The 25820-nt window shown below is 70.4% G+C and carries 26 protein-coding genes; 13 read left to right on the top strand and 13 right to left on the bottom strand.

The window, feature by feature from the left end:
* The first annotated feature begins 1 nt into the window (after position 1).
* Positions 2–214: a hypothetical protein gene (locus AB0I15_RS53275; RefSeq protein WP_358114897.1), complete on the top strand. Its 213-nt coding sequence runs from the start codon at positions 2–4 to the stop codon at positions 212–214.
* Between the two features lie 26 nt (positions 215–240).
* Here the strand turns inward: AB0I15_RS53275 and AB0I15_RS53270 are convergent, their stop codons facing one another.
* A complete protein-coding gene (locus AB0I15_RS53270) occupies positions 241–1089 on the bottom strand; it encodes a LysR family transcriptional regulator (protein ID WP_358114894.1) in 849 nt (282 codons plus the stop codon).
* A gap of 94 nt (positions 1090–1183) precedes the next feature.
* Between AB0I15_RS53270 and AB0I15_RS53265 the strand changes: the two genes are divergently transcribed.
* Positions 1184–1921, top strand: a complete 738-nt coding sequence (locus AB0I15_RS53265; RefSeq protein ID WP_358114891.1) for an SDR family oxidoreductase — start codon at positions 1184–1186, stop codon at positions 1919–1921.
* Here the strand turns inward: AB0I15_RS53265 and AB0I15_RS53260 are convergent.
* Together AB0I15_RS53260 and AB0I15_RS53255 are read right to left on the bottom strand one after the other, a co-directional pair.
* Positions 1908–2384, bottom strand: coding sequence for an SRPBCC domain-containing protein (locus AB0I15_RS53260; protein WP_358114889.1), 477 nt, complete (start codon positions 2382–2384; stop codon positions 1908–1910). The two genes, AB0I15_RS53265 and AB0I15_RS53260, sit on opposite strands and share 14 nt — an antisense overlap.
* Positions 2381–2686, bottom strand: a complete 306-nt coding sequence (locus AB0I15_RS53255; RefSeq protein ID WP_358115052.1) for a metalloregulator ArsR/SmtB family transcription factor — start codon at positions 2684–2686, stop codon at positions 2381–2383. The genes AB0I15_RS53260 and AB0I15_RS53255 overlap by 4 nt, the downstream gene beginning before the upstream one ends.
* 98 nt (positions 2687–2784) lie before the next feature.
* Between AB0I15_RS53255 and AB0I15_RS53250 the strand changes: the two genes are divergently transcribed.
* On the top strand, positions 2785–3126 hold the full coding sequence (locus tag AB0I15_RS53250; protein ID WP_358114886.1) for a VOC family protein: 342 nt from the start codon (positions 2785–2787) through the stop codon (positions 3124–3126).
* Between the two features lie 9 nt (positions 3127–3135).
* Here the strand turns inward: AB0I15_RS53250 and AB0I15_RS53245 are convergent, their stop codons facing one another.
* The gene (locus AB0I15_RS53245) at positions 3136–4014 is read right to left on the bottom strand and encodes a hypothetical protein (RefSeq protein WP_358114884.1); all 879 of its coding nucleotides are present in this window, start codon (positions 4012–4014) and stop codon (positions 3136–3138) included.
* Between the two features lie 118 nt (positions 4015–4132).
* Between AB0I15_RS53245 and AB0I15_RS53240 the strand changes: the two genes are divergently transcribed.
* Complete coding sequence (locus tag AB0I15_RS53240; RefSeq protein WP_358114881.1) at positions 4133–4618, top strand: CGNR zinc finger domain-containing protein; 486 nt, start codon at positions 4133–4135, stop codon at positions 4616–4618.
* A 111-nt stretch (positions 4619–4729) separates the two neighbouring features.
* Here the strand turns inward: AB0I15_RS53240 and AB0I15_RS53235 are convergent, their stop codons facing one another.
* Entirely contained in the window at positions 4730–5098 is a 369-nt protein-coding gene (locus tag AB0I15_RS53235; protein ID WP_358114878.1) for a cupin domain-containing protein, read from the bottom strand.
* A gap of 49 nt (positions 5099–5147) precedes the next feature.
* Positions 5148–5723, bottom strand: coding sequence for a dihydrofolate reductase family protein (locus tag AB0I15_RS53230; protein ID WP_358114875.1), 576 nt, complete (start codon positions 5721–5723; stop codon positions 5148–5150).
* 99 nt (positions 5724–5822) lie between these two features.
* Between AB0I15_RS53230 and AB0I15_RS53225 the strand changes: the two genes are divergently transcribed.
* Complete coding sequence (locus tag AB0I15_RS53225; RefSeq protein ID WP_358114872.1) at positions 5823–6293, top strand: pyridoxamine 5'-phosphate oxidase family protein; 471 nt, start codon at positions 5823–5825, stop codon at positions 6291–6293.
* Positions 6294–6333: 40 nt separating this feature from the next.
* Here the strand turns inward: AB0I15_RS53225 and AB0I15_RS53220 are convergent, their stop codons facing one another.
* Both AB0I15_RS53220 and AB0I15_RS53215 read right to left on the bottom strand, forming a co-directional pair.
* On the bottom strand, positions 6334–7095 hold the full coding sequence (locus AB0I15_RS53220) for an SDR family oxidoreductase (RefSeq protein ID WP_358114869.1): 762 nt from the start codon (positions 7093–7095) through the stop codon (positions 6334–6336).
* A gap of 130 nt (positions 7096–7225) precedes the next feature.
* Positions 7226–7771: an EF-hand domain-containing protein gene (locus AB0I15_RS53215; protein WP_358114866.1), complete on the bottom strand. Its 546-nt coding sequence runs from the start codon at positions 7769–7771 to the stop codon at positions 7226–7228.
* A gap of 177 nt (positions 7772–7948) precedes the next feature.
* On the opposite strand from AB0I15_RS53215, the gene AB0I15_RS53210 reads away from it, so the two are divergent.
* Together AB0I15_RS53210 and AB0I15_RS53205 are read left to right on the top strand one after the other, a co-directional pair.
* A complete protein-coding gene (locus AB0I15_RS53210) occupies positions 7949–8983 on the top strand; it encodes a LacI family DNA-binding transcriptional regulator (protein WP_358114864.1) in 1035 nt (344 codons plus the stop codon).
* A 211-nt stretch (positions 8984–9194) separates the two neighbouring features.
* Complete coding sequence (locus AB0I15_RS53205) at positions 9195–11468, top strand: ATP-binding domain-containing protein (RefSeq protein ID WP_358114861.1); 2274 nt, start codon at positions 9195–9197, stop codon at positions 11466–11468.
* A 53-nt stretch (positions 11469–11521) separates the two neighbouring features.
* Here the strand turns inward: AB0I15_RS53205 and AB0I15_RS53200 are convergent, their stop codons facing one another.
* Positions 11522–11983 carry a MarR family transcriptional regulator gene (locus tag AB0I15_RS53200; RefSeq protein WP_358114859.1) on the bottom strand — a complete coding sequence of 154 codons (462 nt, stop codon included), beginning with the start codon at positions 11981–11983 and terminating at the stop codon, positions 11522–11524.
* A 106-nt stretch (positions 11984–12089) separates the two neighbouring features.
* On the opposite strand from AB0I15_RS53200, the gene AB0I15_RS53195 reads away from it, so the two are divergent.
* The 3 genes from AB0I15_RS53195 (at position 12090) to AB0I15_RS53185 (ending at position 16881) form a co-directional block, all read left to right on the top strand.
* A complete protein-coding gene (locus tag AB0I15_RS53195) occupies positions 12090–15362 on the top strand; it encodes an efflux RND transporter permease subunit (RefSeq protein ID WP_358114856.1) in 3273 nt (1090 codons plus the stop codon).
* A gap of 685 nt (positions 15363–16047) precedes the next feature.
* Complete coding sequence (locus tag AB0I15_RS53190) at positions 16048–16641, top strand: DUF1707 domain-containing protein (protein WP_358114853.1); 594 nt, start codon at positions 16048–16050, stop codon at positions 16639–16641.
* Between the two features lie 3 nt (positions 16642–16644).
* Positions 16645–16881 (top strand): hypothetical protein, encoded by a 237-nt coding sequence (locus tag AB0I15_RS53185; RefSeq protein ID WP_358114850.1) that lies wholly within the window; start codon positions 16645–16647, stop codon positions 16879–16881.
* 562 nt (positions 16882–17443) lie between these two features.
* Here the strand turns inward: AB0I15_RS53185 and AB0I15_RS53180 are convergent.
* The 4 genes from AB0I15_RS53180 to AB0I15_RS53165 form a co-directional block, all read right to left on the bottom strand.
* On the bottom strand, positions 17444–17836 hold the full coding sequence (locus tag AB0I15_RS53180; protein WP_358114848.1) for a VOC family protein: 393 nt from the start codon (positions 17834–17836) through the stop codon (positions 17444–17446).
* An 18-nt stretch (positions 17837–17854) separates the two neighbouring features.
* On the bottom strand, positions 17855–18376 hold the full coding sequence (locus AB0I15_RS53175) for a hypothetical protein (RefSeq protein WP_358114845.1): 522 nt from the start codon (positions 18374–18376) through the stop codon (positions 17855–17857).
* A gap of 138 nt (positions 18377–18514) precedes the next feature.
* Entirely contained in the window at positions 18515–19888 is a 1374-nt protein-coding gene (locus AB0I15_RS53170; protein WP_358114842.1) for a S1 family peptidase, read from the bottom strand.
* Positions 19889–20055: 167 nt separating this feature from the next.
* Complete coding sequence (locus AB0I15_RS53165) at positions 20056–20955, bottom strand: CAP domain-containing protein (protein ID WP_358114840.1); 900 nt, start codon at positions 20953–20955, stop codon at positions 20056–20058.
* Positions 20956–21232: 277 nt separating this feature from the next.
* Here AB0I15_RS53165 and AB0I15_RS53160 point away from each other — a divergent pair, with 277 nt between their 5' ends.
* The 3 genes from AB0I15_RS53160 (at position 21233) to AB0I15_RS53150 (ending at position 25730) form a co-directional block, all read left to right on the top strand.
* The gene (locus AB0I15_RS53160; protein WP_358114838.1) at positions 21233–22429 is read left to right on the top strand and encodes a right-handed parallel beta-helix repeat-containing protein; all 1197 of its coding nucleotides are present in this window, start codon (positions 21233–21235) and stop codon (positions 22427–22429) included.
* Positions 22430–22584: 155 nt separating this feature from the next.
* Positions 22585–22800 (top strand): hypothetical protein, encoded by a 216-nt coding sequence (locus AB0I15_RS53155; protein WP_358114835.1) that lies wholly within the window; start codon positions 22585–22587, stop codon positions 22798–22800.
* A gap of 158 nt (positions 22801–22958) precedes the next feature.
* On the top strand, positions 22959–25730 hold the full coding sequence (locus AB0I15_RS53150; RefSeq protein ID WP_358114832.1) for a TIM barrel protein: 2772 nt from the start codon (positions 22959–22961) through the stop codon (positions 25728–25730).
* Positions 25731–25820: the final 90 nt, after the last annotated feature.

Here is a 25820-nt window from a genome sequence, read left to right as displayed (position 1 = left end):
CATGACGAACGACCTGGCGAGCCTCGTGACGCAGGCGCAGGACGACGATCCGCTGCGGGCTCTGCACGCGACCACCGCGCTGCGCCGTGAGATCGAACGCCTGGAGGCGGTCCAGGTTCGGCGGGCCCGGGTGGCCGGCCTGGCCTGGGCCCAGATCGCCGACGCGATCGGGGTGAGCAAGCAGGCGGTCCACAAGAAGTACGGCCGCCGCTAGCGCGCCGACCGCCATCCCGCACCGGCTCACAGGCGTGTGGCCGTGCGGATCAGCCCGGCGAGGGTCAGCGAGCGGCTGTGCGCGGGCCAGACGATGAGGGTGGTGACCAGCGGCGCGTCGATCACGGGCACGGCGGCGTGATCGGTCCACAGCCAGGCGCGGCTGGAGACGGGAATGACGACCATGGTGTGCCCGAGGGCGATCAACTGGGCGAGCTGCGACTGGTCGCGGACCTCGGGCCCCGGGCCGGGCGGATAGGTGCCGTCGTGGCGGGGCCAGCGCGCCAGCGGCAGGTCGGGGACGTTGCCGACCTCGGCCATGGAGATGGACGCGCGCGCGGCGAGCGGATGGCCGGCGGGCACGATGGCGACCTGCCCCTCGGTCAGCAGTTCCTCGCTGTCGAACCCGGCGACGAGGTCGAAGGGCCGGTGCACGAGCGCCGCGTCGGCACGGCCGTCGCGCAGGAGCCGTGGCTGCTCGCCGATGCCGCACAGCAGCACCTCGACCTCGGCCGCGTCGGGCTCGGCGGCGTAGGCGTGGAGCAGTTTCTGCAGCAGCTCGTGGTCCGCGCCGCTCTTCACCGCCAGCACCAGGCGGTTGCCGGGAGCCGCCGTGCGGCGGGTGCGGTTGGCGGCGGCGGCGGCCGCGTCAAGGGTCGCGCGGCCCTCGTGCAGCAGGACCTCCCCGGCGCCGGTGAGGGTGACGCCCCGGCGGTTGCGCTCGAGCAGGGTGACGCCGAGGCGCCGCTCGAGCCGCTGGATCGCCCGCGACAGCGGCGGCTGGGCCATGCCGAGGCGCTCGGCGGCGCGGCCGAAGTGCAGCTCCTCGGCCACGGCGACGAAGTAGCGCAGCTCGCGGGTCTCCAACAGGTCCACCGCTCCAGCGTACTGCGCTGTGATACCTGCGGAGTATCACAGCGCACCTGATGAGTGTTGGATACGCGCTCGCCGGCGGGACAGGATCGACCGCGTGAGAGAACAGAAGATCGCGCTGGTGACCGGCGCGAACAAGGGGATCGGGTACGAGATCGCGGCCGGGCTGGCCGCACTCGGCCACCGCGTGGGCGTGGGAGCCCGTGACGCGGCCAGGCGGGAGGTCGCCGTCGAGAAGCTGCGCGCCGCCGGGCTCGACGTGTTCGGGGTGCCGCTGGACGTGACCGACGACCAGAGCGTCTCCGCGGCCGCGGAGCTGGTCGAACGGCAGGCCGGGCGCCTGGACGCCCTGGTCAACAACGCGGGCGTCTCAGGGGAGACGGGGCCGGGCTGGGTACAGGACCCGACCGCGCTCGACCTCGGCGTCGTCCGCGCGGTCGTGGAGACCAACGTCATCGGCGTCATCCGGGTGACCAACGCGATGCTGCCACTGCTGCGCCGCTCGGCGGCGCCCCGGATCGTCAACGTCTCCAGCAGCGTCGCCTCCCTGACGCGGCAGGCGGATCCGGAGCAGGAGATCGGCCCGGTCATGGCGGCCTATGCTCCGACGAAGACGTTCCTCAACGCCGTCACCATCCAGTACGCCCGGCAGCTCGCCGGCACGAACATCCTGATCAACGCCTCCTGCCCCGGCCTGGTCGCGACCGACTTCACCGGCTTCCAAGGGCCCCGCACCCCCGAGCAGGGCGCCGCCGTCGCGATCCGGCTCGCCACGCTGCCCGACGGCGGCCCGACCGGCTCGTTCTTCGAGGACGCCGGCGTCATCCCCTGGTGATCGGGCCCGCGGTCCGTCCGGTGGGTCGACCGGTCTCCCACTGGCGGGCGAACCAGCCCAGGGCGATGTTCCAGGAGTAGCCGCGCCTGATCCGCCCGGCCACGTCCGGGGGTAGCGTGTCCAGGCCGCGGTGCTCCAGCAGCACCTCGGTGCCGCCCTCGACCGGGCTGAAGGCCACCTCGATCTCCATCCGGCCGCCCTCGTTGATGAGGTCGGCCCAGACGAGGCGGTGCGGCGGCTCCCAGGCGACGATCTTGCCGGTGTCGACGTGGCCGCCGTCGGACCACAGCTCGCGCAGGTAGCCGTCCTCGAACCGGATGCCGACCGCGCGGGCCGGGTCGACCCAGCTGTGGCGGCCGCGGACGTACCAGCGGTCGATCTCGTCGGTGAAGATCCGGAACGCGGTCACCGGATCGACCGGCACGGTGACGCCGGCCCGCACGGAGTTGGCTGCCGAGTTCACCGCTGCGTCCGCTCCACGTGCTCCTTGAACGAGCCGAGCTGCTCGGCCCAGAACGCCTGCACCTGGTCCAGCCACGCCTGCAGGGCCGCGAACGGCTCCTGCCGCAGCGTGTAGAGCCGCAGCCGGGCGTCGGCCCCACCGGCCTCGGCCTGCACGAGGCCGCCCGCCCGCAGCACACGCAGGTGCCTGCTGAGGGCGGGCGCGCTCATCTGCACGGCCTGCGCCAGCTCCCCGGCCGGGCGCGGCCCTTCGCGCAGCAGGTCGATCACCTTGCGCCGGGTGGGGTCGGCGAGAGCCGCCAGCGTGGCGTCAATTTCATTAACGTTGTTGTTAATCTTTGCCTGCTTCCGTTAGGCTTCTAATCCTTAACGATAGAGGCAATTATTGCGGAGGTATGTGCATGGCTGTCGAGCTGGGCTACTATACCCTGTCCGTACGCGACCTTGACCGGGCCGCCGCCTTCTACGGGCCGCTGTTCGGGTGGGAGTTCACCCGGGAACACGAGACGTACCTGCACGTCACGAACACGGCGGTGCCGATGGGCTTCGTCTCGGGCGGCCCGTCGAGCCAGCCGAACCTCTACTACCACGTGGACGACATCGAGGCGGCGCTGGAGCGGGTGCGGGAACTGGGCGGGAGTGCGGGGGAGGTGTTCGACGGCAAGTCGGGCCGCGGCTGCTCCTGCGCCGACGACCAGGGCACCGAGCTCAGCCTCTGGCAACCCGCCCCCGGCTTCGGCTGACCCGCCCCGCTAGTCGGGCGCCTTGACGGTGGCGATGCCCAGCGTGCTGGTCATCGGCAGCAGCCCGGCCTCGAACACCGCGCCCAGGAACGGCGACGCGAGCTGCGCCAGCCGTCCCGCGCGCTCCTCGCCGACCTGCCGCCACGGCTCGGCGGCCAGGTCGTCGGTCATCCTCTCGACCTGATCGCGCAGCGCCCGGCCCCGCTCGGTGGCCTGCCCGTCGGCCCCCACCAGCCCCCGCGCGGCCAGCCGGTCCCGGGCCTCGTCCCACTCCTGCTCGCTCCAGCCCCGCCCGGCGAAGTTCTCCACCGGCGCGGCCCCGATCGCCGCGAACGACACCAGTGACTCGCACCCGTCCAGCTCCGCGGCCTGCAGCGCCGCCAGATGCCCGTCGCCGCGGTGCTCGCGCAGCACGGTGGCCGCCTGCCACAACACCAGGTGCGGCTCCTGCGGCCAGGGCAGGTCCAGGTTGGCCGCCGCGAGCGGCCGCCCCTCCACCGGCACGCTCTCGGCGGTCCGCCTGGCCAGCTCCGCCGCCTCGGCCACGTCCGACCCGGCCACCCGATCGCCGAGCAGGTCACGGTAGGTCCTGTCGACCGCCTCCAGCCGGGCCCGCAGCACCGCCTCCGGCGCGGCGACCTCCCAGACGGCGGGCACATGCTCGGCCATCATGCGCGGGCTGAAGCTGTAGTAGGCGGCGGTGGCCAGCCGGGTGCCGGCCCGCCCGAGCGGGGCGGTGCGGTAGGCGAAATAGCTGGGCCAGCGCGACTCCACGTCGTATCCGAGCGCGGACGCCTCCCCGAACGCCTGGGGTGAGAAGTAGAGCACGGCGTGGACGGGTTCGAGCTGGTGCCACATGCGGCGGGCAAGCCTGGACGATGCGCTCACGGCAAATCCCTCACTGTCTAGATAAGCTATGTCAGTGACGATAGAGGCATGGCGCATCACTGGTCAATCGCAAATAGACAGTTATGTCGGGAGGTGGGCGGAGCTGGCGGTCGTCCTGGTGAACGAACTGGACGTCACGCAGGCCCGTGGCCGTCCCGCCGAGCCCCCCGCCGACCGCCGGGCCTCTCTGGAGGAGGCGTTCGTCCGCCAGGGCTGGACGCCCAGCCGCGCGCTGACCGGAGCGGACGCCGACCGGCTCGCCGAGGTCGCCGCCGAGCTCCACCCCGCCTTCGCCGGCGACGTCGCCGCCCTCAACCGGGCCCTGGTCCGCCACTCGGCCGTCCCGAACCTCCACGGCGACCCGCCCGTCCTGGCCTTCCACGGCCCCGGCGCGGACCTCGTGGACGCCTGGGCCGCCGACGCCGCCACGGCCCTGGCCATGGTGATCGGCGTGGGTCAGGGGGTGCGGTTGCGCTCTTGCGAAGCGGGCGGCTGCGACCTGGTCTTCTTCGACGTCACCAGGAACGCCTCCCGTCGTTTCTGCGGCCTGTCCTGCCAGAACCGGGCCAAGGCGACCGCCTACCGCGCCCGCCGCCGCGCATGACGCACGCGCGACACCGGCCACCGGCCCCGCGGCGGGCCTGCGGTGCAGAGCTCCGCGTCGGTCACCGCGCCCGCGGTCGTGGCGGTGACCGGTGTGCGCGTGGTCGATCGGCTACGAGCCGGACCCGGCCGCTCGGGCGTAGTCGGCGGCGCCGCCCGCGAAGTCGTACATGATCACCTGCTGGTCGCCCACCACCCAGGCGTCGTGTCCGGGCGGGCAGACGAAGACCTCTCCCGGGCCGACCTCGGTCTCGGTGCCGTCGTTCATCCGGAGGCGCAGGCGCCCCTCCATCACGAAGCCGTTGTGGTGGACCTGGCACGAATCCGTCCCCGCGATGGGTTTCACCGACTCCGACCAGCGCCAGCCGGGCTCGAACGTGGCCACCCCGAAGCACAGCCCGCTCAGGTTGCAGACCTCCAGATGCCCCTTCGGGAAGTCGCGGCGCTCGTCCGGCTTGTCGATGCTCTTGACCTCGATCATGACGTTTCCCCCCTTCCGTCACATCCAGTCTTACACCGGAAATATGCCGCTACAAGGAGCTTGACCTGGGAAAATGCCCTGTCCAGGGCCGCTCGACGGCGTACGTGGACTGGACGACGCCCGCGCCGAACACCCTGGTCGACAGGTGTGCCAGCGGCACGTCACCCCCCACCGGCCCGAACAGCGGCAGCCCCTCGCCCAGCAGCACCGGCACCGTGGTGATGGTCAGCTCGTCGATCAGCCCCGCACGCAGGAAGGCGCGGACGACCTGGCCGCCGTCGACGTAGACGCTCTTGGTCCCGCGCTCGGCCAGGCCGCGCAGCAGCTCCTCCATGCTCCGGTACACCGTGACGCGCGGGTCGTTCCCGGCTTCCAGCGTGGTGCTGAGGACGGCCACGTGCTTGCCCTCGTGCGGCCACGGATCGTACGTGAGGCCGGGCTCGTACGTGCCCCGCCCCATGACGACGGTGTCGATCCCGTCGCTGAACTCCCGGTAGCCCAGATCCCCGCCGGTGGCCGCGCCCCGGGAGGTGAGCCACTCGAGGTCGCCGTCCGCACGGGCGATGAACCCGTCGAGGCTGACCCCGATGAACACCGAGCACCTGAACGGCCGTTCCGAAGCCATGCGCGTCTCCTCATTAGTAAATGTATGTTCGTTTATAAACTAGCCCATTGGTGGACCGAAGGGGCTGATTCTGTCGGCGGAGGCGTCCATGATGGGGCCATGGCTTCATGGCAGGAGTTCGATCGGCAGGCGCCGGAGCTGGCCGAGGTGGCGCGGCGCCTGATGGACGCCTACAAGCACAAGGTCCTGGCGACCCTGCGCAAGGACGGCTCGCCCCGGGTCAGCGGGGTGGAGACGAGCTTCCGCGACGGCGAGCTGTGGACGGGCTCGATGGGCAGGGCGGTCAAGGCCGCCGACCTGCGGCGCGATCCCCGGATGGCGATCCACGTGACGTCGGCCGACCCGCAGGGGTCCGACCCGTCCACCTGGGAGGGCGACGTCAAGCTGGCCGGCCGGGCGGTCGAGGTCACCGACGAGGAGACGCGCAAGTCGTTCGAGGTGCTCGAGTCCGACTCGCACCTGTTCCGGATCGAGCTGGTCGAGGTCGTCTGGACCAGGGTCGCGGGCAACGAGCTGGTCATGGACACCTGGCGCGAGGGCGTCGGGGTGCGCCAGATCCGCCGCGAATGATCTACAAAGTAAAGGCGCCCGGCCGGGAGGCGCCGCGCGGTCAGTGGACGGAGAAACCGCCGTCCACATAGAGCATCTGCCCGGTGACGAACGCGGAGGCGGCGGAGGCCAGGAACACCGCCGCGCCCGCGAAATCCTGCGGCAGCCCGTTGCGTCCCACCATGTGCCGGGCCGCGAGCGCCTCGACCCGGCCGGGGACGGCCTGGGCGGCGGCGGTGAGCGGGGTCAGCACGAACCCGGGGATGATCGTGTTGACGCACACCCCGCCGGCCGACCACGCCTCGGCCTGGGAGCGGGTCAGGCCCGCGACGGCCGCCTTGGCGGCCCCGTAGGCGCCGCTGTCGCCGAAGGCGCTGATCGACTGCTGCGAGCCGATGTTGATGATGCGGCCCCACCCGCGCCCGGCCATTTCCGGGCCGAAGTGCTGGCCGAGAAGGTAGGGCGCGGTGAAGTTGACGGCCAGCGTGCTCTCGTAGTCGTCGAGGGTGAGGTCGGCCATGGGCTTGCGGATGTTGTTGCCCGCGTTGTTGACGAGGATGTCGATGTCGCCGGCCGTCTCGCACACCCGCCGCACGCCGGCGCGGTCGCCGAGGTCGGTGCCGATGACGGAGACGGTGACGCCCTGCTCGCGCAGTCGGGCGGCGGCCTTGTCCAGTTCGTTCTGTCTGCGGGCGGCGATCACGACGTCGGCCCCGGCGCGGCCCAGGGCCTCGGCGATGGCGTACCCGATTCCGGAACTGCCGCCGGTCACCAGCGCGCGCCGGCCGGTAAGGGAGAAGAGCTCCCGCAGATAGTCGGACATGGGTCGTCAAGCTAGCATCCCCGCCCGGACGGGAAACGGACGGGGACCCGGCCGCGTCGGCGTGCCGGCATGCGCCCGCGAACACATGCCGGCACGCTTCAGCGCCATTCCGGAGGAATAGGCGGAGCGCCTAAGCCTGCGTAGAGGGACGTCCCAGAAGGAAATCGCCGACGGTGTCGAGCCCTTCCGAGGTGAAGAACTGGCGGACCGCCTGCCGGAATTCCTCGGCCGACACCGAGCCGTCGGCATTGAGATCGAGTTTCCGGTAACCCTCCAGCACGCCGGATTCGTCGGCCATGGATCCCTGGTAGAAGGCCAGATAATCCTCCTTGCTGATGATGCCGTCGCCGTTGCGGTCGGCGATGCGGGTGATGACGTCGACGATGCGCCCGGCGCCCTGCTCGTAGAAGGCGGGGCCGGCGGCCATGCCGGTCCTGATCGCGGAGATGAACTGGTCGATGCCGAGTTCGTCGCCGGTCTTCGTCTCGAACTGGCCCCACCACGCCTGGAACGCCTCGTTGATCTCGGCTTCCTGTTTCTTGTCGGCGTGCAGGCGGGTGGTCAGTTGCCCGGCGATCGCGGCGAAGTCCGCCCAGGAAAGGCGGTCGTCCTGCGACACGTCGAGTGCTTTGAACGCGAGCGCGATTTTGGCGTCGAGTACGTTCGAAGGGTTCATTCTGGGTCACCTCTTGATACGACGGCGGAACAAGAGGGTGCATCGCCATGAAACTGCCGCCGGTGACGCCGGTCAAGGGTCCCATTACGGACAGTGGGGATTTGGGACAAGTCCTTGCCGCACCCGGCGGGGCCGGGTGGCTCGTACAATCGGCACGTTCTGAAGAGAGGCGGGCCGATGACCACGGGCGGGCGGCGGCGGAGGGTGACGATCGCCGATGTGGCGCGCCATGCCGGGGTGTCGACGACGGCGGTGTCGAAGGTGCTGCGCAGCGCGTACGGGGTCAGCCCCGCCATGCGCGACCGCGTCAAGGCCGCGATCGAGGAGCTCGGCTACCGGCCGCACGCGGCGGCGCGGGCGATGCGCGGCAGCACGTTCACCATCGGGGTGCTGCTGCCCGACCTGCGCAACCCGTTCTTCCCCGAGATCATGGACGGCCTGTACGACCAGCTCGAGGGCACCGGCTACCAGGTGATCATCGTGCTGGGCGGCCGTGACGCCAAGGCGGAGACGCGGGCGATCGACGCGCTGGTGGACCGGCAGGTCGACGGCCTGCTCATGGTGGCTCCCCGGGTGTCGCGGACGCGGCTGGAGGAGGTGGGCGGGCAGCTCCCGATGGTGGTGCTCGGCCCGCACGAGAAGTCGGCGCTCTACGACGCGGTGCTCGACGACGACGAGATCGGCGCCGAACTCGTCGTACGCCACCTCCTCGCCCTCGGCCACCGCCGCATCGCCCACATCGGCCACCACGAGCACACCGGCCGCCGATCCGCGGCGATGCTGCAGACGATCAGGGCGGTCACCTACGAGCGGGTGATGCGCGAGCACGGGCTGGACGACGAGATCGCGGTCGCGATGACCGCCTACAGCGAGGAGGGCGGCTTCGAGGGAGCCCGCGAGCTGCTGGCCCGCGAGCCCCGCCCGACGGCGATCTTCGCGGGCGCGGACCTGGCGGCGTTCGGCGCGCTGACGGCGCTGCACGAGGCGGGCCTGGCGGTGCCGGCGGACATCTCGCTGGCCGGTTACGACAACACCCGCACGGCCGCGCTGTCGGACATCTCGCTGACCAGCGTGGACCAGGACGGAGGCGTCATGGGCCGCACGGCGGGCCGGCTGCTGCTGGAGCGCATCGAGGGCCGCACGTCGTCGGTCACCTTCTCGGTCACGCCCACCCTGGTCCCGCGCCGCTCGACCGGCCCACCCCCGGAGTAGCGCCGCCGCAGGGCGTTCGCCCGCGGGCTGGGCGAGCCGGGCGCGGACATGACGGGCACCGGCGCTGCCGGCTTCGCGGGGAGCTGCTCCCGGACAACCCGATCGCGGGAACAGCGGAGGGTTTGCGCGCGGACCCGCGCGGGGTTAAGCTCGAATACTGCGCATAACAACGCGAGCTTTCACAGCCCTCCCGATAGGAGTATACCAGGGAATGACTAATCGTCAAGATGGTCTCGCGCAAGCCCTTGACACCGAGCAGCGCACTGTGTCGTGGCTGTACGGCCTGCTCGACGTCGCCCGCCTGCGCGCCCAGACGACGCTGCGCGAGGTGTACGCCAGAGGTGGCGGATCGGGAACACGCCAGGCGATGGTCGAGCGCGAGGCGATGGCCGCGGAGCAGTCGCGGCGGCTGGCGCAGCTCAACGCGGTCGAGCGGGGCCTGTGCTTCGGCCGCGTCGACGACGGGTCGGGGCGGAGCACGTACATCGGCCGGGTCGGGCTTCGGGACGAGGGGCACGAGTCGGTCCTGATCGACTGGCGGGCCCCGGCGGCGCGGCCGTTCTACGTGGCCACGGCCACCGATCCGGGCGGGCTGGTGCGCCGCAGGCACCTGCACCTGAAGGACCGCCTGGTCGTCGGGATCGACGACGAGGTGTTCGACCTGGAGCGGATGAGCGACGGCGACCGGCGCGCGCTGGTCGGCGAGGCGGCGCTGCTGGCCGCGCTACGGCGGGGCCGCACGGGGCGGATGGGCGACGTGGTGGCCACCATCCAGACCGAGCAGGACCGGGTGATCCGGGCCTCGCTGCAGGGGGCGCTGGTGGTGCAGGGCGGCCCGGGGACCGGCAAGACGGTGGCGGCGCTGCACCGGGCGGCGTACCTGCTCTACACCCACCGCGACACGCTGGAGCGGCGCGGCGTGCTGGTGGTGGGTCCCAACGCGATGTTCCTGCGCTACATCGGCCAGGTGCTGCCGGCGCTGGGGGAGACGCAGGTGGTGATGACCACGGTGGGCGAGATGTTCCCGGGCGTGCGCGCGGTCGCGGCCGACGGGCCGGCCGCGGCGGTCGTCAAGGGCGACGTGCGTATGGCCGAGGTGGTCGCGGGGGCGCTGGAGCTGCGCCGGCGCGCCCCCGAGGGCGATCTGGTCGTGGAGCTGGACGGCCTGCGGCTGCGCGTGCCGCACACGACCTGTGTACGCCTGCGCGACCGGGCCAGGGCGGTGCGCCTGCCGCACAACATGGCCCGCAAGCTGTACGTCACCGAGATGCTCAAGGAGCTGGCCAAGGCCGAGGCGCGGGCGCTGGAGGAGTCGCTGCACATCGAGGAGCTCGACGTCGACGAGCCCGAGCTGACCGAGCCGCTGGACCTGGAGGCCGACCTCGACGAGCTGGACCTGGAGCTGGCCTCGCGCCGGCTGTGGGGCGAGCCGCCGGTGCGGCGGGCGGTGGAGGACCTGTGGCCGGAGCTGACGCCGCGGCGGCTGGTGTCGGAGCTGCTGGCCTCGCCGGAGGCGCTGTGGTCGGTGGCCCCGCCCGGCCTGGACTGGCAGGAGCTGGTCCGCCCCCTGGAGGCGGAGTGGACGGTCGGCGACGTGCCGCTGCTCGACGAGGCCGCCGAGTTGCTGGGCGAGGACGACTCGGCGCGGCGGGTGGCCGGCCGGCTGGCCGAGGAGGAGTGGGCCGAGCAGGAGCTGTACGCGCAGGAGGTGCTGGAGTCGACCGGCGTGGCGGACGAGGGCGTCTTCGACCGGGCCGACGTGCTGGCCGAACGGCACGCCGACGACGGCGCGGGCCTGACCACGGCCGACCGGGCGGCGGCCGACCGGTCCTGGGCCTACGGCCACGTCATCGTGGACGAGGCGCAGGAGCTGTCGCCGATGGCCTGGCGGATGGTGATGCGGCGGGTGCCGGCCAAGTCGCTGACCGTGGTGGGCGACGTGGCGCAGACGGGGTCGGCAGCGGGCGCGCGGTCGTGGGGCGAGGTGCTGGACCCGTTCCTGAAGGGGCGCTGGCGGGAGGAACGGCTGCTGGTCAACTACCGCACACCGGTGGAGATCATGCGGGTGGCGGCCGACGTGCTGGCGGCGTACGCGCCGGAGCAGGAGCCGCCGGACTCGGTGCGCGAGGGCGGGGCCGAGCCGCGGGCGGTGCGCCTGCCGGTCGCGGGCCTGCCGGAGCTGGTGGCCTCGGAGCTGGCGGAGATCGGTGAGGGGCGGCTGGGCGTGGTGGTGCCGGACGCCCGGCACGCGGAGGTGGCGCGGGTGCTGCCGGAAGGGGATCTGGACGCGCCGGTGGTGGTGCTGACGGTGACGCAGGCCAAGGGGCTGGAGTTCGACGCCGTCGTGGTGGTGGACCCGGCGGGCATCATCGGGCAGTCGCCGCAGGGCGGGCAGGACCTGTACGTGGCGGTGACGCGGGCGACGCGGCGGCTGACGGTGGTGCACGAGCGCGACCTGCCGGCGGTCCTGTCGCGCCTCACCTAGAAATCTACATTGTAAAGGCGCCGGGCCGGTGCGATCGCGCCGGCCCGGCGCCCTCAGGAGCCTTCGTCGATGAGCTTGGCGGCCACGTCGCGGATGGTCCGGGTGACGTGGTCGAGCGCGTGCAGGGTCGCGGTGTCGAGGTGGTCGAGGATGCGGCGGTAGTGGTCGAACCCGGCGTTGTTGATCTCCTCGACGAGGGCGGCGCCGGCGGGGGTGAGCTCGACGCGGCGGACGCGGCGGTCGTGAGGGTCTTCGTGGCGGCCGACGAAGCCCTGGGCGACGAGGCGGTCGACGATGCCGGTGACGGTGCCGAGACCGACCCCGAGGCTCTGGGCGAGATCCTGCCCGGAGGCGGAGCCGTTCATGGAGACGATCAGGATGACCTTGAGCTGTCTCATGGTGAGATTGGAGCTGAACAGCGGGCTCTGGTGCTGGGCGAACAGTCTCCCGAGGCCGCGCTGGGTTTCGGTGATCCGGCGGATCAGGTCTTCGCGTTCGTCGTCTTCGTTGGTCACGCTCACCTCTCGCTTCCTGAGAAGGTTATCAGGATTGCTTGAGCGGTCTAAATATTCGTGTAAAGCGAAGTGTTAGTCTGGGGCGAACTCTTTGGAGGGGGAGTCCATGACCGCTTTCGCCCGGTTGAGCCTGGTCAACCGCAGCCTTGTGATATTGGTCGCGGTCGTGCTCAGCGCCTTCGGCGCGTTCACGATCCCGCAGTTGAAACAGCAGTTGCTGCCGTCTTTGTCGTTTCCTGGGGCGTTCGTGGTGGCGCCGTACGCGGGGGCCTCGCCGGAGATCGTCGAGGACCAGGTCACCAAGCCGATCGAGGACTCCTTCCAGGGCTTGACCGGGATGGAGCAGATGACCTCCACCTCGAAGGAGGGCATGGCGCAGATCCAGGTGGCCTTCGAGTACGGCACGGACATCGAGTCGTCGCTGAACAAGATGCAGCAGGCCATCAGCAGGGTGCCCCTCCCGGACGGGGTGGATCCGCAGGTGGTGGCGGGCAACACCGACGACATCCCGGTGCTGGTGCTGGCGGTGGGCGACGGCGGTGACGAGCGGGCGATGGCCGACAAGCTGCGCCGGATCATGGTGCCGGAGTTGCAGGGCGTCGAGGGCGTGCGGGAGGCGGCGGTCACGGGCACCCGTGACGAGGTCGTGACGATCGAGCCGGACGCCAAGAAGATGGCGCTGGCGGGGGTGTCGGCGGCGCAGATCCCGGAGGTGCTGCGGGCGAACGGCACGCCGATCCCGGCGGGCACGCTGACCTCGGACAGCAAGTCGCTGACGGTGCAGGTCGGCTCGCGGGTCGACTCGGTGGCCAAGCTGAAGGCCCTGTACCTGACGCCGGCCCAGCCGGCGGCGACCCCGCAGACCCAGCCGCAGCAGAGTCAGCAGCAGGGCCGCCCGCAGACCGGTCAGCCGGGTCAGGGCCAGTCGGCCCCGGCCCAGGCGCAGGCGGCTCTCGCTCAGCAGCAGGCCCGGCCGAAGCCTCTCAAGCCGGTCAAGCTGGGCGACGTGGCGAAGATCTCCCGTGGTCTGGCGGACGCGACGACGATCACCCGTACAGACGGCAGGACGAGCCTGGGCGTGTCGGTGACGATGGTGCCCGACGGCAACGCGGTCGCGATCTCGCACGCGATCGGCGAGAAGCTGCCCGAGCTGACCAAGGCGCTGGGCGACTCGTCGGAGACGGCGGTGTCGGTGGTGTTCGACCAGGCGCCGTACGTGGAGGAGTCGATCGAGAACCTGACCACCGAGGGCCTGCTGGGGCTGGCGTTCGCGGTGCTGGTCATCCTGGTGTTCCTGCTGTCGGTGCGCTCGACGGTGGTGACGGCGGTGTCGATCCCGCTGTCGGTGGTGATCGCGCTGATCGCGCTGTGGGCGGGTGACTATTCGCTGAACATGCTGACGCTGGGCGCCCTGACGATCGCGGTGGGCCGGGTCGTGGACGACTCGATCGTGGTGCTGGAGAACATCAAGCGACATCTGGGCTATGGCGAGGCCAAGCTGCAGGCCATCCTGACGGCGGTGCGTGAGGTGTCGGGCGCGGTGACGGCCTCGACGCTGACCACGGTGGCGGTGTTCGCGCCGATCGCGGTGGTGGGCGGCATGGTGGGTGAGCTGTTCTCGCCGTTCGCGATCACGGTGGCGGTGGCGTTGCTGGCCTCGTTGCTGGTGTCGCTGACGGTGGTGCCGGTGCTGGCGTTCTGGTTCCTGAAGGCGCCGGATCTGACGCCGGAGCAGGCGCGCAAGCAGCGCGAGGAGGCCGAGGCCAAGGAGCTGCGCTCGCCGTTGCAGCGGGCGTACCTGCCGGTGCTGCGGTTCGCGACGCGGTTCAAGCTGGTGACGGTGCTCATCGGCGTGGCGGTGTTCGTCGGCACGATCGGGCTGGCCGGCGGGCTGCAGACGAACTTCCTGGACTCCTCCGGGCAGAACACGATCTCGCTGTCGCAGCGGATGCCGGTGGGCACGGACCTGGAGACCACCGACAAGGCGGCCAAGCAGGTCGAGGGTGTGCTGTCGGGGCTGGACGGCGTGGAGACGTACCAGGTGAACGTGGGCGGTGGCAACGCCATGCAGGGCGGTGTCGGCGGTGGCGCGGACCGGGCGTCGTACTCGGTCACGGTCAAGGAGGGGTCGGACACCGCGAAGGTCGAGCAGTCGCTGCGCGACGCGATCGCGGGCCTGTCGGGCGTCGGCGAGGTCACGGTCGGCGGGGCCGGCGGGGGCGGGTTCTCCTCCGACTCGATCGATGTGATCGTACGGGCGCCGGACACCGAGGCGCTGCGCACCGCGACGGACTCGGTCAAGGCGGCGATGGGCCAGGTGTCCGGGCTGCGGGACCTGTCGTCGAACCTGGAGGCGAGCGCGCCGCGGGTGGAGGTCGTGGTGGACCGGCAGGAGGCCGCGGAGCGGGGCCTGTCGGAGGCGCAGGTGGGCCAGGCGGTGGCGCAGGCGTTCCGCGGGGCGCCGCTGGGGCAGATCACGCTGGACGGCCGTACCAGTGACCTGGTGCTGCGCGGCGCGGACGCGCCGGACGACGTCAAGGCGATCGAGGACCTGAAGCTCGCCACGGCGGGCGGGATGGTGAAGCTGTCGTCGGTGGCCGACGTGCGCGAGGTGGCCGGTCCGACGCAGGTGACCAGGATCGACGGTGAGCGTTCGGCGACGGTGTCGGCCAAGGCGGACGCCGCCGACCTGGGCGCGGTGACGCAGGCGCTGACGACGAAGCTGGACGCGGTGGCGCTGGAGTCGGGGGCCTCGTACGAGATCGGCGGCGCGTCGGCCGACCAGGCGGAGGCGTTCTCGGACCTGGGCATGGCGATGCTGGCGGCGATCGCGATCGTGTTCCTGATCATGGTGGCGACGTTCCGCAGCTTCATCCAGCCGCTGATCCTGCTCGTGTCGATCCCGTTCGCGGCGACGGGCGCGATCGGGCTGCTGGTGGCCACGGACACGGCGATGGGCGTGCCGGCGCTGATCGGCATGCTGATGCTCATCGGCATCGTGGTGACGAACGCGATCGTGCTGATCGACCTGATCAACCAGTACCGGGATCAGGGCATGGGCGTGGTGGAGGCGGTGATCGAGGGCGGCCGGCGCCGCTTGCGGCCGATCCTGATGACGGCGGTGGCCACGATCTGCGCGCTGACGCCGATGGCGCTGGGGGTGACGGGTTCGGGCGGGTTCATCTCGCAGCCGCTGGCGATCGTGGTGATCGGCGGCCTGATCTCCTCGACGCTGCTGACGCTGGTGCTGGTGCCCACGCTGGTGGTGGCCATCACCCGCAAGCGTGATCGGGGACCGCGTCCGCCGCACACCGGTAAGCGGGTACGTGAGAGCGCCGAGGAAGCCGGACGGGAGGATCTGGCCGGTCAGCCTGCGTGACGCTCTTGAGCCATGGGCCGCCCGGCGGGGCTACCACATCCCGCCGGGCGCGTGGCCGGAGGGCAGGAGCGGTGCGGCGGACCCGCTCCGCCACTGCGCGACCCGGGACCCGCGGCCGACAGCGGGCCGGCCCCTGGTACGCGGTCCCATGCCCCATGGCGGGCTACCGAATCGACGCGGTCCCGCTTCCCGCCCGCTGGCGCGGAGGTCGGCGACGGGAACGGCGGCGCTTTGCTAGGTGATGGTGCTTTCGGTAGATCGGGTCTGTGATGGGAGCGGTTGTACTCCGAAGCTCACGAGTAGCTCTGTCGGGATAGGGCGGATGGCGCTGGAATCGCGTTCGCCATACGCAGCGGGGGGCGCGTTCCCGTGGCCTTGCGCGCGAAGTGGATGCTGACGAACAGTGCGATCACCGCGACGAGCAGACCAAGGACGGATGCTACCTTGTCGGCGACGTCGAGTCAGGAGGGCATAAGAGCGGCCCTTGGGAGGTCATAAAATGAGCGGGTTGATGGTCATATTGCATCCCGAGCGATGCGGGCGTGTCTCGTATGTGGCTCAACTGTGTTCGTCCACGCTTCATGATCATTAACAACCCCCCATGATGCGGGTTATGGGGGCAATACGGTGGTGATCTCCCCGGAACCCCCGGAGGAGCGTTATCCCCTACCCGAAAGCGGACGCGATGGACGCAAACCAGCAGCCGACCCCCCTCCGCCCTGATCAGGTGCGTGTCTCGCATGACGAGCGCGAAGCGGTCGTGGAGCGGCTGAACACGGCGGCGGCCGAAGGACGAATCGACTTCACCGAACTGGAAGTGCGGCTGGATTCGGCACTGAACGCCAAGACCTACGCCGACCTGGCACCCCTCACCGCCGATCTGCCACAGGAGGTCCCAGCGGAGCCGCTGGTCCTCAAGGGAGGCCTGAACGGCGAGTCGCGGACCGGGCGCTGGCGGGTACCTGCGCAGATCACCGTGTACGGCGGCATGGGGAGCGTCAAGCTCGACTTCACCCAGACTGAATGCCGACTGCCCGAGATCGCGATAGAAGCGCACGGGCAAACGGGCGGCGTCACGATCGTCATCCCCGACGGGTGGGTGGCGGATACCTCGGAGATGAGTCCGGGCCTTGGTGGATTCAGGGACAAGACCACATCGGAGCGGCTCTCTGGGACGCCGCGGATCCGTCTCGCCGGCAATGGTGGCGCCGCGGGCGTGGTCATCCGCCACCCGAACAGCTGGGAACGCCGGACACAGCGCCGCAACCAGGGGCGTTGAGCCATGACGGGTCCCGACGCCAAGTTGTACGCCGCAGTGCTGCGACGCACCTACACCCGCGGGCCCGACGCCACCCCGGAAAGCCTCTCCGCCGCGCTGCAGACCCGCGCCCCGGAGCCCGCCGTCCTGTACGAGGTCGCCGGCCCCGAGCTGGAGCGGCTCGCCGTCGGCAACGCTGTCCTGCAGGAGGCACTCACCGAGATCGCCACCCGCACGAGCCCGACCGAGCGCGCACCGTGATCGCCTAGCTACTGCCGAGCCCGGGGCAACCTCGCCTTTCCACCGAACCTGCTCGGCTACGTCCAGGGCCTGACGAAGGCGTGGCTGCAGTCCTACGGCTCCCCGAGCACCCGCGCCAGCCACAGGCGCGAGATCGAGCGGTGGTTCAGCTCCTGCACCGAGACCGGGCTCGACCCGCTGCAGGTGCGCAAATCGCACGGCGAAGGGGAGAGCGTGCTGCCGGTGCTGGAGGGCGACGCGGGTCACCGCACGCGGCCGAAGTGCCGGCCCACTCCGGCGCTACGAGACGAGGTTCGAGCTGAAGAGGGCCAGGGCTGCTCCTGTACCGAATGCGGCCAGGGTGCGCCCTCGGGTTGATATGGCTTTATGACGGTGAATTATTGGCCGGACCTTGAAGGGCATCGATCTCGCCAGTTCTTCATCCATGATGCGGCAAAAACTACAGGTTCGGCATGGGTGCGTGCCCACGCTGGTGGTGGTCATCACCAGCAAGCGTGATCGGGGGCCGCGTCCGCCGCACACCGTGAGAGCGCCGAGGAAGCCGGTCCGTCTTTCGGTGTCTTCACCCTGGGGGCTGGCACACGCAGAACTCGTTGCCGTCGGGGTCGGTGAGTACGTACCACGTCCAGCCGTCCTCCTCGATGGGGTCGCCGGTGGTGTGCCGTCCGCCCAGGGCGACCAGCCTGGCCACCTCCGCCTCCACGTCGGGGACGCGCAGGTCCAGGTGCAGCCGGTTCTTGGTCACCTTCGGCTCCGGGACCCGCTGCAGCAGCAGTTCGACGCCGTTCCCGCCGGCGGGCCGCAGGCTTCGATAGCGCCCTGCCGAGCCTGGTTCGACGTCGTAGCCGAGCGCCCCACACCAGAACGCCGCCGACCGGTCCAGGTCGGCGCAGTCCAGGACCACCGCCAGGACGACGTCGTCTCGCCCGCCGAATCGGGCCGGCCCACCAGTCATGGCAGCACGCTACGCGCCTCAGTACCGGACGCAGTCCTGCTTGGCCAGAACGAGGCTCATTCCGGCGACCTTGTTGTCCGAAACGTGGAAGATGTAGAACGCCTGCCTGTTGCCCGGCACGTCGGCGGTGGGGTATCCGCCCGGACCGCGCCGTAGCCGGGGGTAGGCGGCCTTCAGTCGCGTCCTGCTGGAGCCGAGGCCGATGCCCTGCGGTGTTCTGAGGCCAGGGGGTGCGACGATCATGGCCAGGCCGCGCCTCTTGGAGATGTACACCCCTACCCGGTATTCGCCGTACGGGTTCTCCTTGAGGTCCCAGCCCGTGCACCTGGGGGAGTCACCGACGGTTTTGCGGGTGATCCGGCCGGTCGCCCTGGCCTTGGCGGCGGTCATGCCGAGCTTCAGGGTGCCGTACCCGTACGGCCCCAGCGTCGCCTTCCGCTCGGCGAATGCCGGGGAGGCGACGGCGGCCGGCATGACGCCTCCGGCGAGTGCCAGCACCAGCGCCGAACGGCCGATGAGCTGGGCCATCGTCTGCTTCACAACACTTCCTCCGTGATCTTTGACTTGATCACCTTAGTGAGGGTCTGGAGTGGTTGTGGAGTGTTCGCGGGATTTCGAGCAAGCGCGCCCACCGGCCGGGGACGGGCGGCGTGCGTGCCCACCCCCGGTTGAGGGTGGCTACTTCGTCCAGACCTTGTAGTTCCTGGCGTCGTTGAACCTGAACGTCGGCGTCCAGAAGGTCGCCGAGGGGTCGCCGCCGGTGGTGAGCCCGTAGGCCTTGCCGCCGTAGTAGAACGGGCCGCCGCTGTCGCCGCCCTTGGCGATGCCCGCGTTCATCTGCACGAGGCCCTTGCGGGCCTTGCCGTCGGACCAGCTTCCGCCGGTGACGTTCCGGTACTTCACCGTCGCGCAGGTGGCGCCGGTGTTCCAGCCGTACTTGCAGATCATGGTGCCGACGGCCGGTCGGCTCATCGCCGCGGAGGTGGCGTAGCGCGCCAGGTTCTTCGCGTAGTAGAACGTGCGCGTCGCCGTCCCGCCGCCGTGGGTGTAGTAGCCGAGGTCGCCGTAGGTGCCGATGTGCGTCCACACCTTCTTGACGGTACGGGTGCCGCCCTGCGTGGGGTGGTTGCGGTAGACCCAGGTCGCCGGGTTGCAGTGCCCTGCCGTGGCCAGGCGCTTGGTGTTCGACGTGGCGTACTTCAGGTTGAATCCGCTGGTGCAGTTGCCGGCGTCGGTGAGATAGCCGCCGCCGCGGACGTAACTGTCGTAGGGCTCGTTCGGCTGGTCGACGATCGTCACGTTGACGACGACGCCCTCGATCCCGGAAGGAGGCGCGGAGACGCTCTTCACCGTCTCCTTGGCGGCCGGGGTCAGTATCGCCTCGACCTCGACCGTGCCGGATCGGATGTCGTAGGCCGTTGACGTGCTCGCGATCTGGGGGTCGGCGCTGAGCTGCTCGTTCACGCTCTCACTGGCCGCCGCGAGCTCGGCCTCGGAGAAGCCGCGGTCGCTCTGCAGCCGCACCTCCACGGGCAGTGTCCTGGCCAGGGCCAGCGCCGCCTCCGGGGTCTCGCCCTTGAAGGCGATCCAGGCCGACGAGCCGTCCTCGGCCATGGCGGCGCCGGAGAACTCGGCCCCGAAGTCCGCCTCCAGCTTCTCGGCCACGTCGGAGAACCTGGTCTGCCAGCCGCGCCGTTCGATCGTCTGCGCGAGGTCGAGCCCTTGATCTGTGGCGTACTGCGTGAGATCGGTGAGTTCGGCGGCGGTCAGGTCGTCCACGTTCAGCTCAGGTACGGCGACAGGCCCATCCGGCTCGTCCTCCACGGTCAGGGACGTCCGGGCCTGCGCGAAGTACTCGGTCAGCGCCTGCGCCAGCGGGACGCCCCGGGCGGCGGCGTCGGCCTTGATCCGGTCGAGCTGGGGTCTGTCGATCTTCGGCTGGGTGTCGGCGGCCAGGACCTGGATCTCGGCACCCGAGGTGGCGGACGCCGGGACGGTCAGCAGGGGGACGCCGAGTAACGCGAGCAGCGCGACGGAGGCGGACTTCTTCACGGGCCCAACTTTCAGTGGAGTCGACGGATCAAGATGATCATAGTGGTCAAGATCCACTTCTCCTGGCAAAGGCCGCAGATGCCCACCACGCCCGGCAGCAACCGACCTGGAGGCCGGTCGGCGGTCGTCCCCGGTCGGTTCGAGAACGCCCGCGGACACTCGAGGGATCAGCGGGCGGCGAAGTCCTGCGTCCAGTAGATCTGCCCTTGTGAGTCCTTGGCCGCACCCACGCCGATGAAGGTGTACGAGCAGTCCATGATGTTGCGCCGGTGGCCCGCGCTGTCCATCCAGCTCTCGACCACCGCGGCCGCCGAGCGTTGCCCCATGGCGATGTTCTCGGCCCAGGCCGAGCCGGTGAAGCCGGTCGCGCGGATGCGGTCGGTCATGTCGCGGCCGTCCCGGGAGTCGTGGTCGAAGTAGTCGTTCTTCGCCATGTCGGCCGAGTGCCCGAACGCGGCCTTGCGCAGCTTCGCGTCGTGCTTGAGCGGATCGCAACCGCCTTTGGCCCGCTCGGCGTTGGTCAGCCGGACGACCTCGTTCTCCGCCGCCGTGCCGACGGACGTGGCGGGCTCCTCGGCGGCCGGTTTCCTCGGCGTCGTGGGAGTGGGCGTGGGAGTGGGGGTCGCGCAGGTCAGCCGTGCGGCCTTGGACGTGGCGGTCTCGCCCCGGTAGTCGGTGGCGACCGTGTAGTACGTGCCGGGCTTGCAGGGCAGCCGCAAGGTGATGCGGCCCTTCCTGGTGGCGCCGCTCTTGACCACGGGATCGTCGCCGGGAACGGCGCGCTTGACGCGGATGCGCAGCAGCGCCGGGCGGACACAGTCGCGGCGGGCCGCCGACGCCTGGATGGTGAGTGCGGAGATGCCCGGACCGGCCACGCTGACGCGGCACTCGTCCGATTCGGGGATCGGTTTCTTGGTCCGGGCCGGCGTCGGCGCCGGCGTCGCATCGTCCTCGTGCGGGGTCGCCTGGGCCACGGATCCGGCCGTACCGCTCTGCACTCCGCCCGTGGACGGGGTGCAGGCGGCGAGGCTGGCGGTGGCGGCGAGTATCCCAAGGGATCTACGCATGGAGTTCCTCCAGTGACGACAGACACGCACAATCCCCGCATTTTGCCATAAAAAGGACATTCGTCCTGTACGGCTCTCTTGCGGGGGTCCGCGGAGCACGAGGCATCCCGCCGGCCTGGCCCACCCGTCTAAGGGCGTTGCCCGGGCTTGTCCACCATGGCGATGAAGGAGGTGTGACAGAAGGGCAGGATCGATGAGACCAAGGCATGTCCCTCAATTGGCACACATTTCATACTGATCTTGCAGGTAAACGATCTTTATTCGTCCTGGAGATGAAGTGCAGAAATCAGCGTTCACCCTGGTCTCGGCCGCCGTACTGGCACTGGCCGTCACCGGGATCGCCGTCATAGCGCAACCGACCCCCGCCGCGGCCGCCCGGAAAGAGGTGCAGTGCACCGGGACGGACGACGCCACGACCATCAACAACGCCATCGCGGCGTCGAAGGCGGGCGACGAGATCGTGATCTTAGGACGCTCCGTGGCGGCGGACGAGCCGGCCGTATGCGTCATCAACAAGGCCATCGTGCTGCGCGGAGATCGCACGTATCGCGGTGACTCGCGAACCGGCCTGAGGATCAAGCAGGCGGACGGCGTGAACCTGCCCGCCCTGCTGGCCTCGGACACGTGGGACGCGAATCAGGCGTATTCGGGCACCCCCATTCGCCTGGAGCGGCTCACCCTGGACGGCAACCGCGCCAAGAACACCACCGGGACCGTCGGCCTGATGCTGCGCTCCTGGGGGAGCAGGATCTCGGACGTACAGATCGAGCAGACCTCCTCCGACGCCATCCGTCTGAGCAACCCGTCGAAGAACGGGACGACCATCGACTCCGCCACCAACACGATGGTGAACGGGGTGATCAGCGACGTCTACATCACCGGCTCCGGCGGCGCGGGCCTCAAGGTCCTCGACCCGGCGGGCGGTGTGATCACCGACTGGACGTTCACCCGCTCCTGGGTGCGCGACAGCGACACCAGCGCCGTCGAATCGGACAACGCCGCCGGCTGGCTCCTCAGCGACCTGCACCTGTACGGCAACGCGAGCAGCGCCCTCGACCTCAACCGCTGCTTCGGCACCTCGATCCAGGGCAACTACATCGAGGATTTCGGCTACAAGGCCACCACGGAAAGGGCGTGGCTGTACGGCATCCGCTGCGTCGTCCAGCAGGGGGCGACCACGACGATCTCCAACAACAAGATCCACAACTTCCGCGACGAGGGCAAGACGCCGCCGACGGGCCCCTATTACTTCTACATCGCCGTGGACGGCGTGGAGTCGGGCGCCGGGAACGTGGTGGTCACCGGCAACGCCATCCTGGGCAACGGCACCGCCGACCAGACGGGGCTGCAGTACGAGAGGAAGAGCGGCGCGTCCCTGACCGTCGCCTCCACCGGAAACCTCGTCAAGAACGTCACCAAGCCCCTGGTCAAGGTGCCGAATGACGCGACGGTGGTGGTGAACGCGGGTCTTTGAACCCACCCGCCCTGGACGGTGATACCCGGCTTGCGGGCGTGATGGCGAGGCGTGTTCGGCGTTCCTGCGGGAAGTCCTGCGACATGACCAATCATGCGCGACCCAGCGTTCCGGACCTCTTACGTCACGCGCGTCAGTTCTATGAACTGGCCACCTTGCTGAACCACGACGGGGACTTCGCCCGCAAGTTCGGCGCCGCCGTCCAGGCCGACGACGAGGCGGAGCTCGGGAGCCTGCTCGCCCCCTTGGGGATAGAGCGCGTCTCGATCTCGTCCGGGGCCGCCGATGGCTCCCAGCAGCGGACCTACGACCCATGCGAGCGGTGCTGGGAGTACGAAGGCAAGACGGTCTGCATCCCGATATGCATGTAGGGGGCGAGGCCGGACAAGTCATCCTCTGGGATCGGACATCCGCGCTGCCCTTCATCTTCACCGCCGGGTGATTCGAGGCCCTTTCGCGCGTCGCCGACAGGGCATATAAGTAAGTATCTAGTTCGTTCGTTAGTCGACGCTAGGAAGGTGAGACGCCCATGCTCACCGCCGGCATGGCAAGTCCTGTCACCAGCCGCTCCGCGGGTGCTTCACTGGCGCTCGCGACGGCCTGCCTCTCCGGCACCTTGGAGGACAAGCTCGCGGCCGCCGCCGCGGCGGGCTTCAACGGGATCGAGATCTATGAGGGCGACCTCATCGTGTCGAACTGGTCGCCGGGCCGGATCCGGCAGGAGTGCGCCGACCTTGGCCTGGCGATCCACCTCTATCAGCCGTTCCACGACTTCGAGGCGGCGCCGCCCGAGACGTTCGAGGCCGATCTCCGCCGGGCGGAGCGGAAGTTCGACGTGCTGGAGCAACTCGGCGCGACCACGCTGGCGGTCTGCTCGACGACCTCCGCCGACGCTCTCGACGACGACGACCTCGCCGCGGAGCAACTCCACACGCTGGCCGGCCGGGCCGCGCGGCGCGGCCTGCGCATCGCGTACGAGGGCCTGGCGTGGGGCCGGTTCGTGAACACCGTCGAACACGCATGGCGGATCGTTCGGCGCGCGGGCCATCCCGCGCTCGGTTTATGCCTTGACAGCTTCCACCTGTTCGCCCGTGGCGACGACCCCGCGAAGATCCGCGCCGTGCCCGGTTCGAAGGTGTTCCACCTGCAGCTCGCCGACGCGCCGCTGCTGAACATGGACATGCTGGAGTGGAGCGAGCACCACCGGCTGTTCCCCGGGCAGGGCGTCTTCGACCTGGCCGGCTTCGTGGCCCACGCGCTGGCCACCGGATACGACGGCCCCCTGTCGATCGAGGTGTGCAACGACGTCTGCCGGCAGGCGGATCCCCGGCATGTCGCCGTCGACGCGATGCGCTCACTGCTGTCGCTGGAGGAGACGGTCGGCGCGCTCGGCCCGGTGGCGGTCCGCGAGCGCGTTCGGCCGGCCGCCCTGCCGCCGGCTCCGCGGCTCGACGGTCACGTGTTCACCGAGCTGGCCGTGGACGAGATCTCCGGCCCGATCGTGGCGCAGGCGCTCACCGCACTCGGGTTCGTCCATACGGGCCGGCACCGTTCCAAGCCGGTGCAGCTCTGGTCGCAGGGCAAGGCCCGGATCCTGCTGAACTTCGCACCGCAGCGGACGGTGCCGGCGGGCACCGCGGCCATCTGCGCCCTGGCGGTGGAGAGCGCCGACCCGGCCGGCTCGGCCCGGCGGGCCGAACGGCTGCTGGCGCCCGTGTTACCACGCGTCCGGCAGATGGAGGAGGCCGACCTCAACTCCGTGGCGGCCCCCGACGGAACGGCCGTCTTCTTCTGCCGGACGGGCGGGGACGACAACTGGCTCGACGACTTCACTCCCACCGGCCGTACGGCCCGCGGCGACGCCCTGCTGACCGGAACGGATCACGTCTCGCTCACCGAGTCGGTCGACGACTTCGACCAGGCCGCGCTCTTCTACCGTGCGGTGCTCGGCCTGCGGGCGACGCAGACCACCACGCTGCCCGCGCCGTTCGGGCTGATCCACAGCCGGGCCGCGACCGACCCGGAGCACCACGTCCGGATCAGCCTCAACACCGCGCCGCTACGACGGGGCGACTGGTCACCGGCGGTGCCGAGCCCGCAGCACATCGCCTTCACCACCGACGACGCGATCGCCGGCGCGAAGGCCATGCGGGCGCTCGGCGCGCCGCTGCTGGCGATTCCCGACAACTACTTCGATGATCTCGACGCCCGCCTGGCGCTGCCCCAGCACCTCCTCACGGCGATGAGAGAGCACTCCATCCTCTACGACCGCGATCAGCACGGCGAGTACCTGCACTTCTACACCGAGATGCTCGGCGCACGGATCTTCTTCGAGGTGGTGCAGCGCATCGGCGGCTACTCCGGCTACGGCGCCGCGAGCGGCGCGGCGGTGCGCATGGCCGCGCACCGCAGGCGCCGGCTGACCACGCTGAGGGAGCCGCCCTCCCCGGCCGGCGGCGACCACCGGCACGACTACTCACTGGCGCACCTGACGGCGCTGAGCCTGTCGCCACCCGAGCTGGTGAGCGCCGCCGCCGACGCGGGCTATCGGTACGTGGGCCTGCGCATGACCCGGGTCACACCGCATGAGCCGCATCACCCCCTCGCCACCGACCCCGCCCTGATGCGGGCGACCAAGGTCCGGCTCGCGGCCACGGGAATCGAGGTGCTCGACATCGAGCTCGCCCGGATCGCCCCCGATGACGACCCCGCGGACCTCCTGCGCTTCCTGGAGGCCGGAGCCGAGCTCGGCGCCCGTCATGTCATCACCCAACTTCCGGACCCGGACTTCACCCGCAAGGCCGACCGGTTCGCGCGGCTGTGCGACCTGGCCAGGCCGCTCGGCCTCACCGTCGATCTGGAGTTCCCGTCGTGGACCCAGACGCCCGACCTCACCGAAGCCGTCCGTGTCCTGCGGTACGCCGGCCGGCCCAACGCGGGCATCCTCGTCGACCTGATCCACTTCGCGCGCTCCGGCTCCAGCGTGGCCGACCTCCGCGACCTGCCACCCGAATGGTTCCGCTTCGCCCACGTCTGCGACGCACCGGCCACGGCGCCGGCCACGCAGGAGGACATCATCCACGCCGCCCGCTTCGAGCGCCTGTTCCCCGGCGAGGGCGGCATCGACGTGCACGGCATCCTCGCCGCCCTGCCACCCGGGATCCCCTACGCCCTGGAGATCCCGCGGGCCACCCTCGTGGCCCAGGTGGGCGCCAAGGAGCATGCCCGCCTCGCCATCACCGCGGCCCGGCGTCACCTCGACGCGGTAGCCCGGCGGGCGGGCCCCACGGAGGCGGCCTAGTGCCGCGTCAGGCCACGTTTGCCCTCTTCACGATGCGGCGTAGGCGAGGGTTATCGGTGTTGCGGTTTCGCCAGGCGATGTAGCGGCGGA

Source organism: Nonomuraea sp. NPDC050643 (assembly GCF_040654715.1).
GTDB lineage: Bacteria > Actinomycetota > Actinomycetes > Streptosporangiales > Streptosporangiaceae > Nonomuraea.
This window is presented reverse-complemented; position numbering and strand designations above follow the sequence as displayed.

Coding starts and splice junctions, on each gene's coding strand:
- AB0I15_RS53275 (WP_358114897.1), top strand. CDS start 2: ATGACGAACGACCTGGCGAGCCTCGTGACGCAGGCGCAGGACGACGAT.
- AB0I15_RS53250 (WP_358114886.1), top strand. CDS start 2,785: ATGGCTGTCGAGCTGGGCTACTATACCCTGTCCGTACGCGACCTTGAC.
- AB0I15_RS53235 (WP_358114878.1), bottom strand. CDS start 5,098: ATGATCGAGGTCAAGAGCATCGACAAGCCGGACGAGCGCCGCGACTTC.
- AB0I15_RS53230 (WP_358114875.1), bottom strand. CDS start 5,723: ATGGCTTCGGAACGGCCGTTCAGGTGCTCGGTGTTCATCGGGGTCAGC.
- AB0I15_RS53225 (WP_358114872.1), top strand. CDS start 5,823: ATGGCTTCATGGCAGGAGTTCGATCGGCAGGCGCCGGAGCTGGCCGAG.
- AB0I15_RS53220 (WP_358114869.1), bottom strand. CDS start 7,095: ATGTCCGACTATCTGCGGGAGCTCTTCTCCCTTACCGGCCGGCGCGCG.
- AB0I15_RS53215 (WP_358114866.1), bottom strand. CDS start 7,771: ATGAACCCTTCGAACGTACTCGACGCCAAAATCGCGCTCGCGTTCAAA.
- AB0I15_RS53210 (WP_358114864.1), top strand. CDS start 7,949: ATGACCACGGGCGGGCGGCGGCGGAGGGTGACGATCGCCGATGTGGCG.
- AB0I15_RS53205 (WP_358114861.1), top strand. CDS start 9,195: ATGACTAATCGTCAAGATGGTCTCGCGCAAGCCCTTGACACCGAGCAG.
- AB0I15_RS53195 (WP_358114856.1), top strand. CDS start 12,090: ATGACCGCTTTCGCCCGGTTGAGCCTGGTCAACCGCAGCCTTGTGATA.
- AB0I15_RS53190 (WP_358114853.1), top strand. CDS start 16,048: ATGGACGCAAACCAGCAGCCGACCCCCCTCCGCCCTGATCAGGTGCGT.
- AB0I15_RS53185 (WP_358114850.1), top strand. CDS start 16,645: ATGACGGGTCCCGACGCCAAGTTGTACGCCGCAGTGCTGCGACGCACC.
- AB0I15_RS53180 (WP_358114848.1), bottom strand. CDS start 17,836: ATGACTGGTGGGCCGGCCCGATTCGGCGGGCGAGACGACGTCGTCCTG.
- AB0I15_RS53165 (WP_358114840.1), bottom strand. CDS start 20,955: ATGCGTAGATCCCTTGGGATACTCGCCGCCACCGCCAGCCTCGCCGCC.
- AB0I15_RS53150 (WP_358114832.1), top strand. CDS start 22,959: ATGCTCACCGCCGGCATGGCAAGTCCTGTCACCAGCCGCTCCGCGGGT.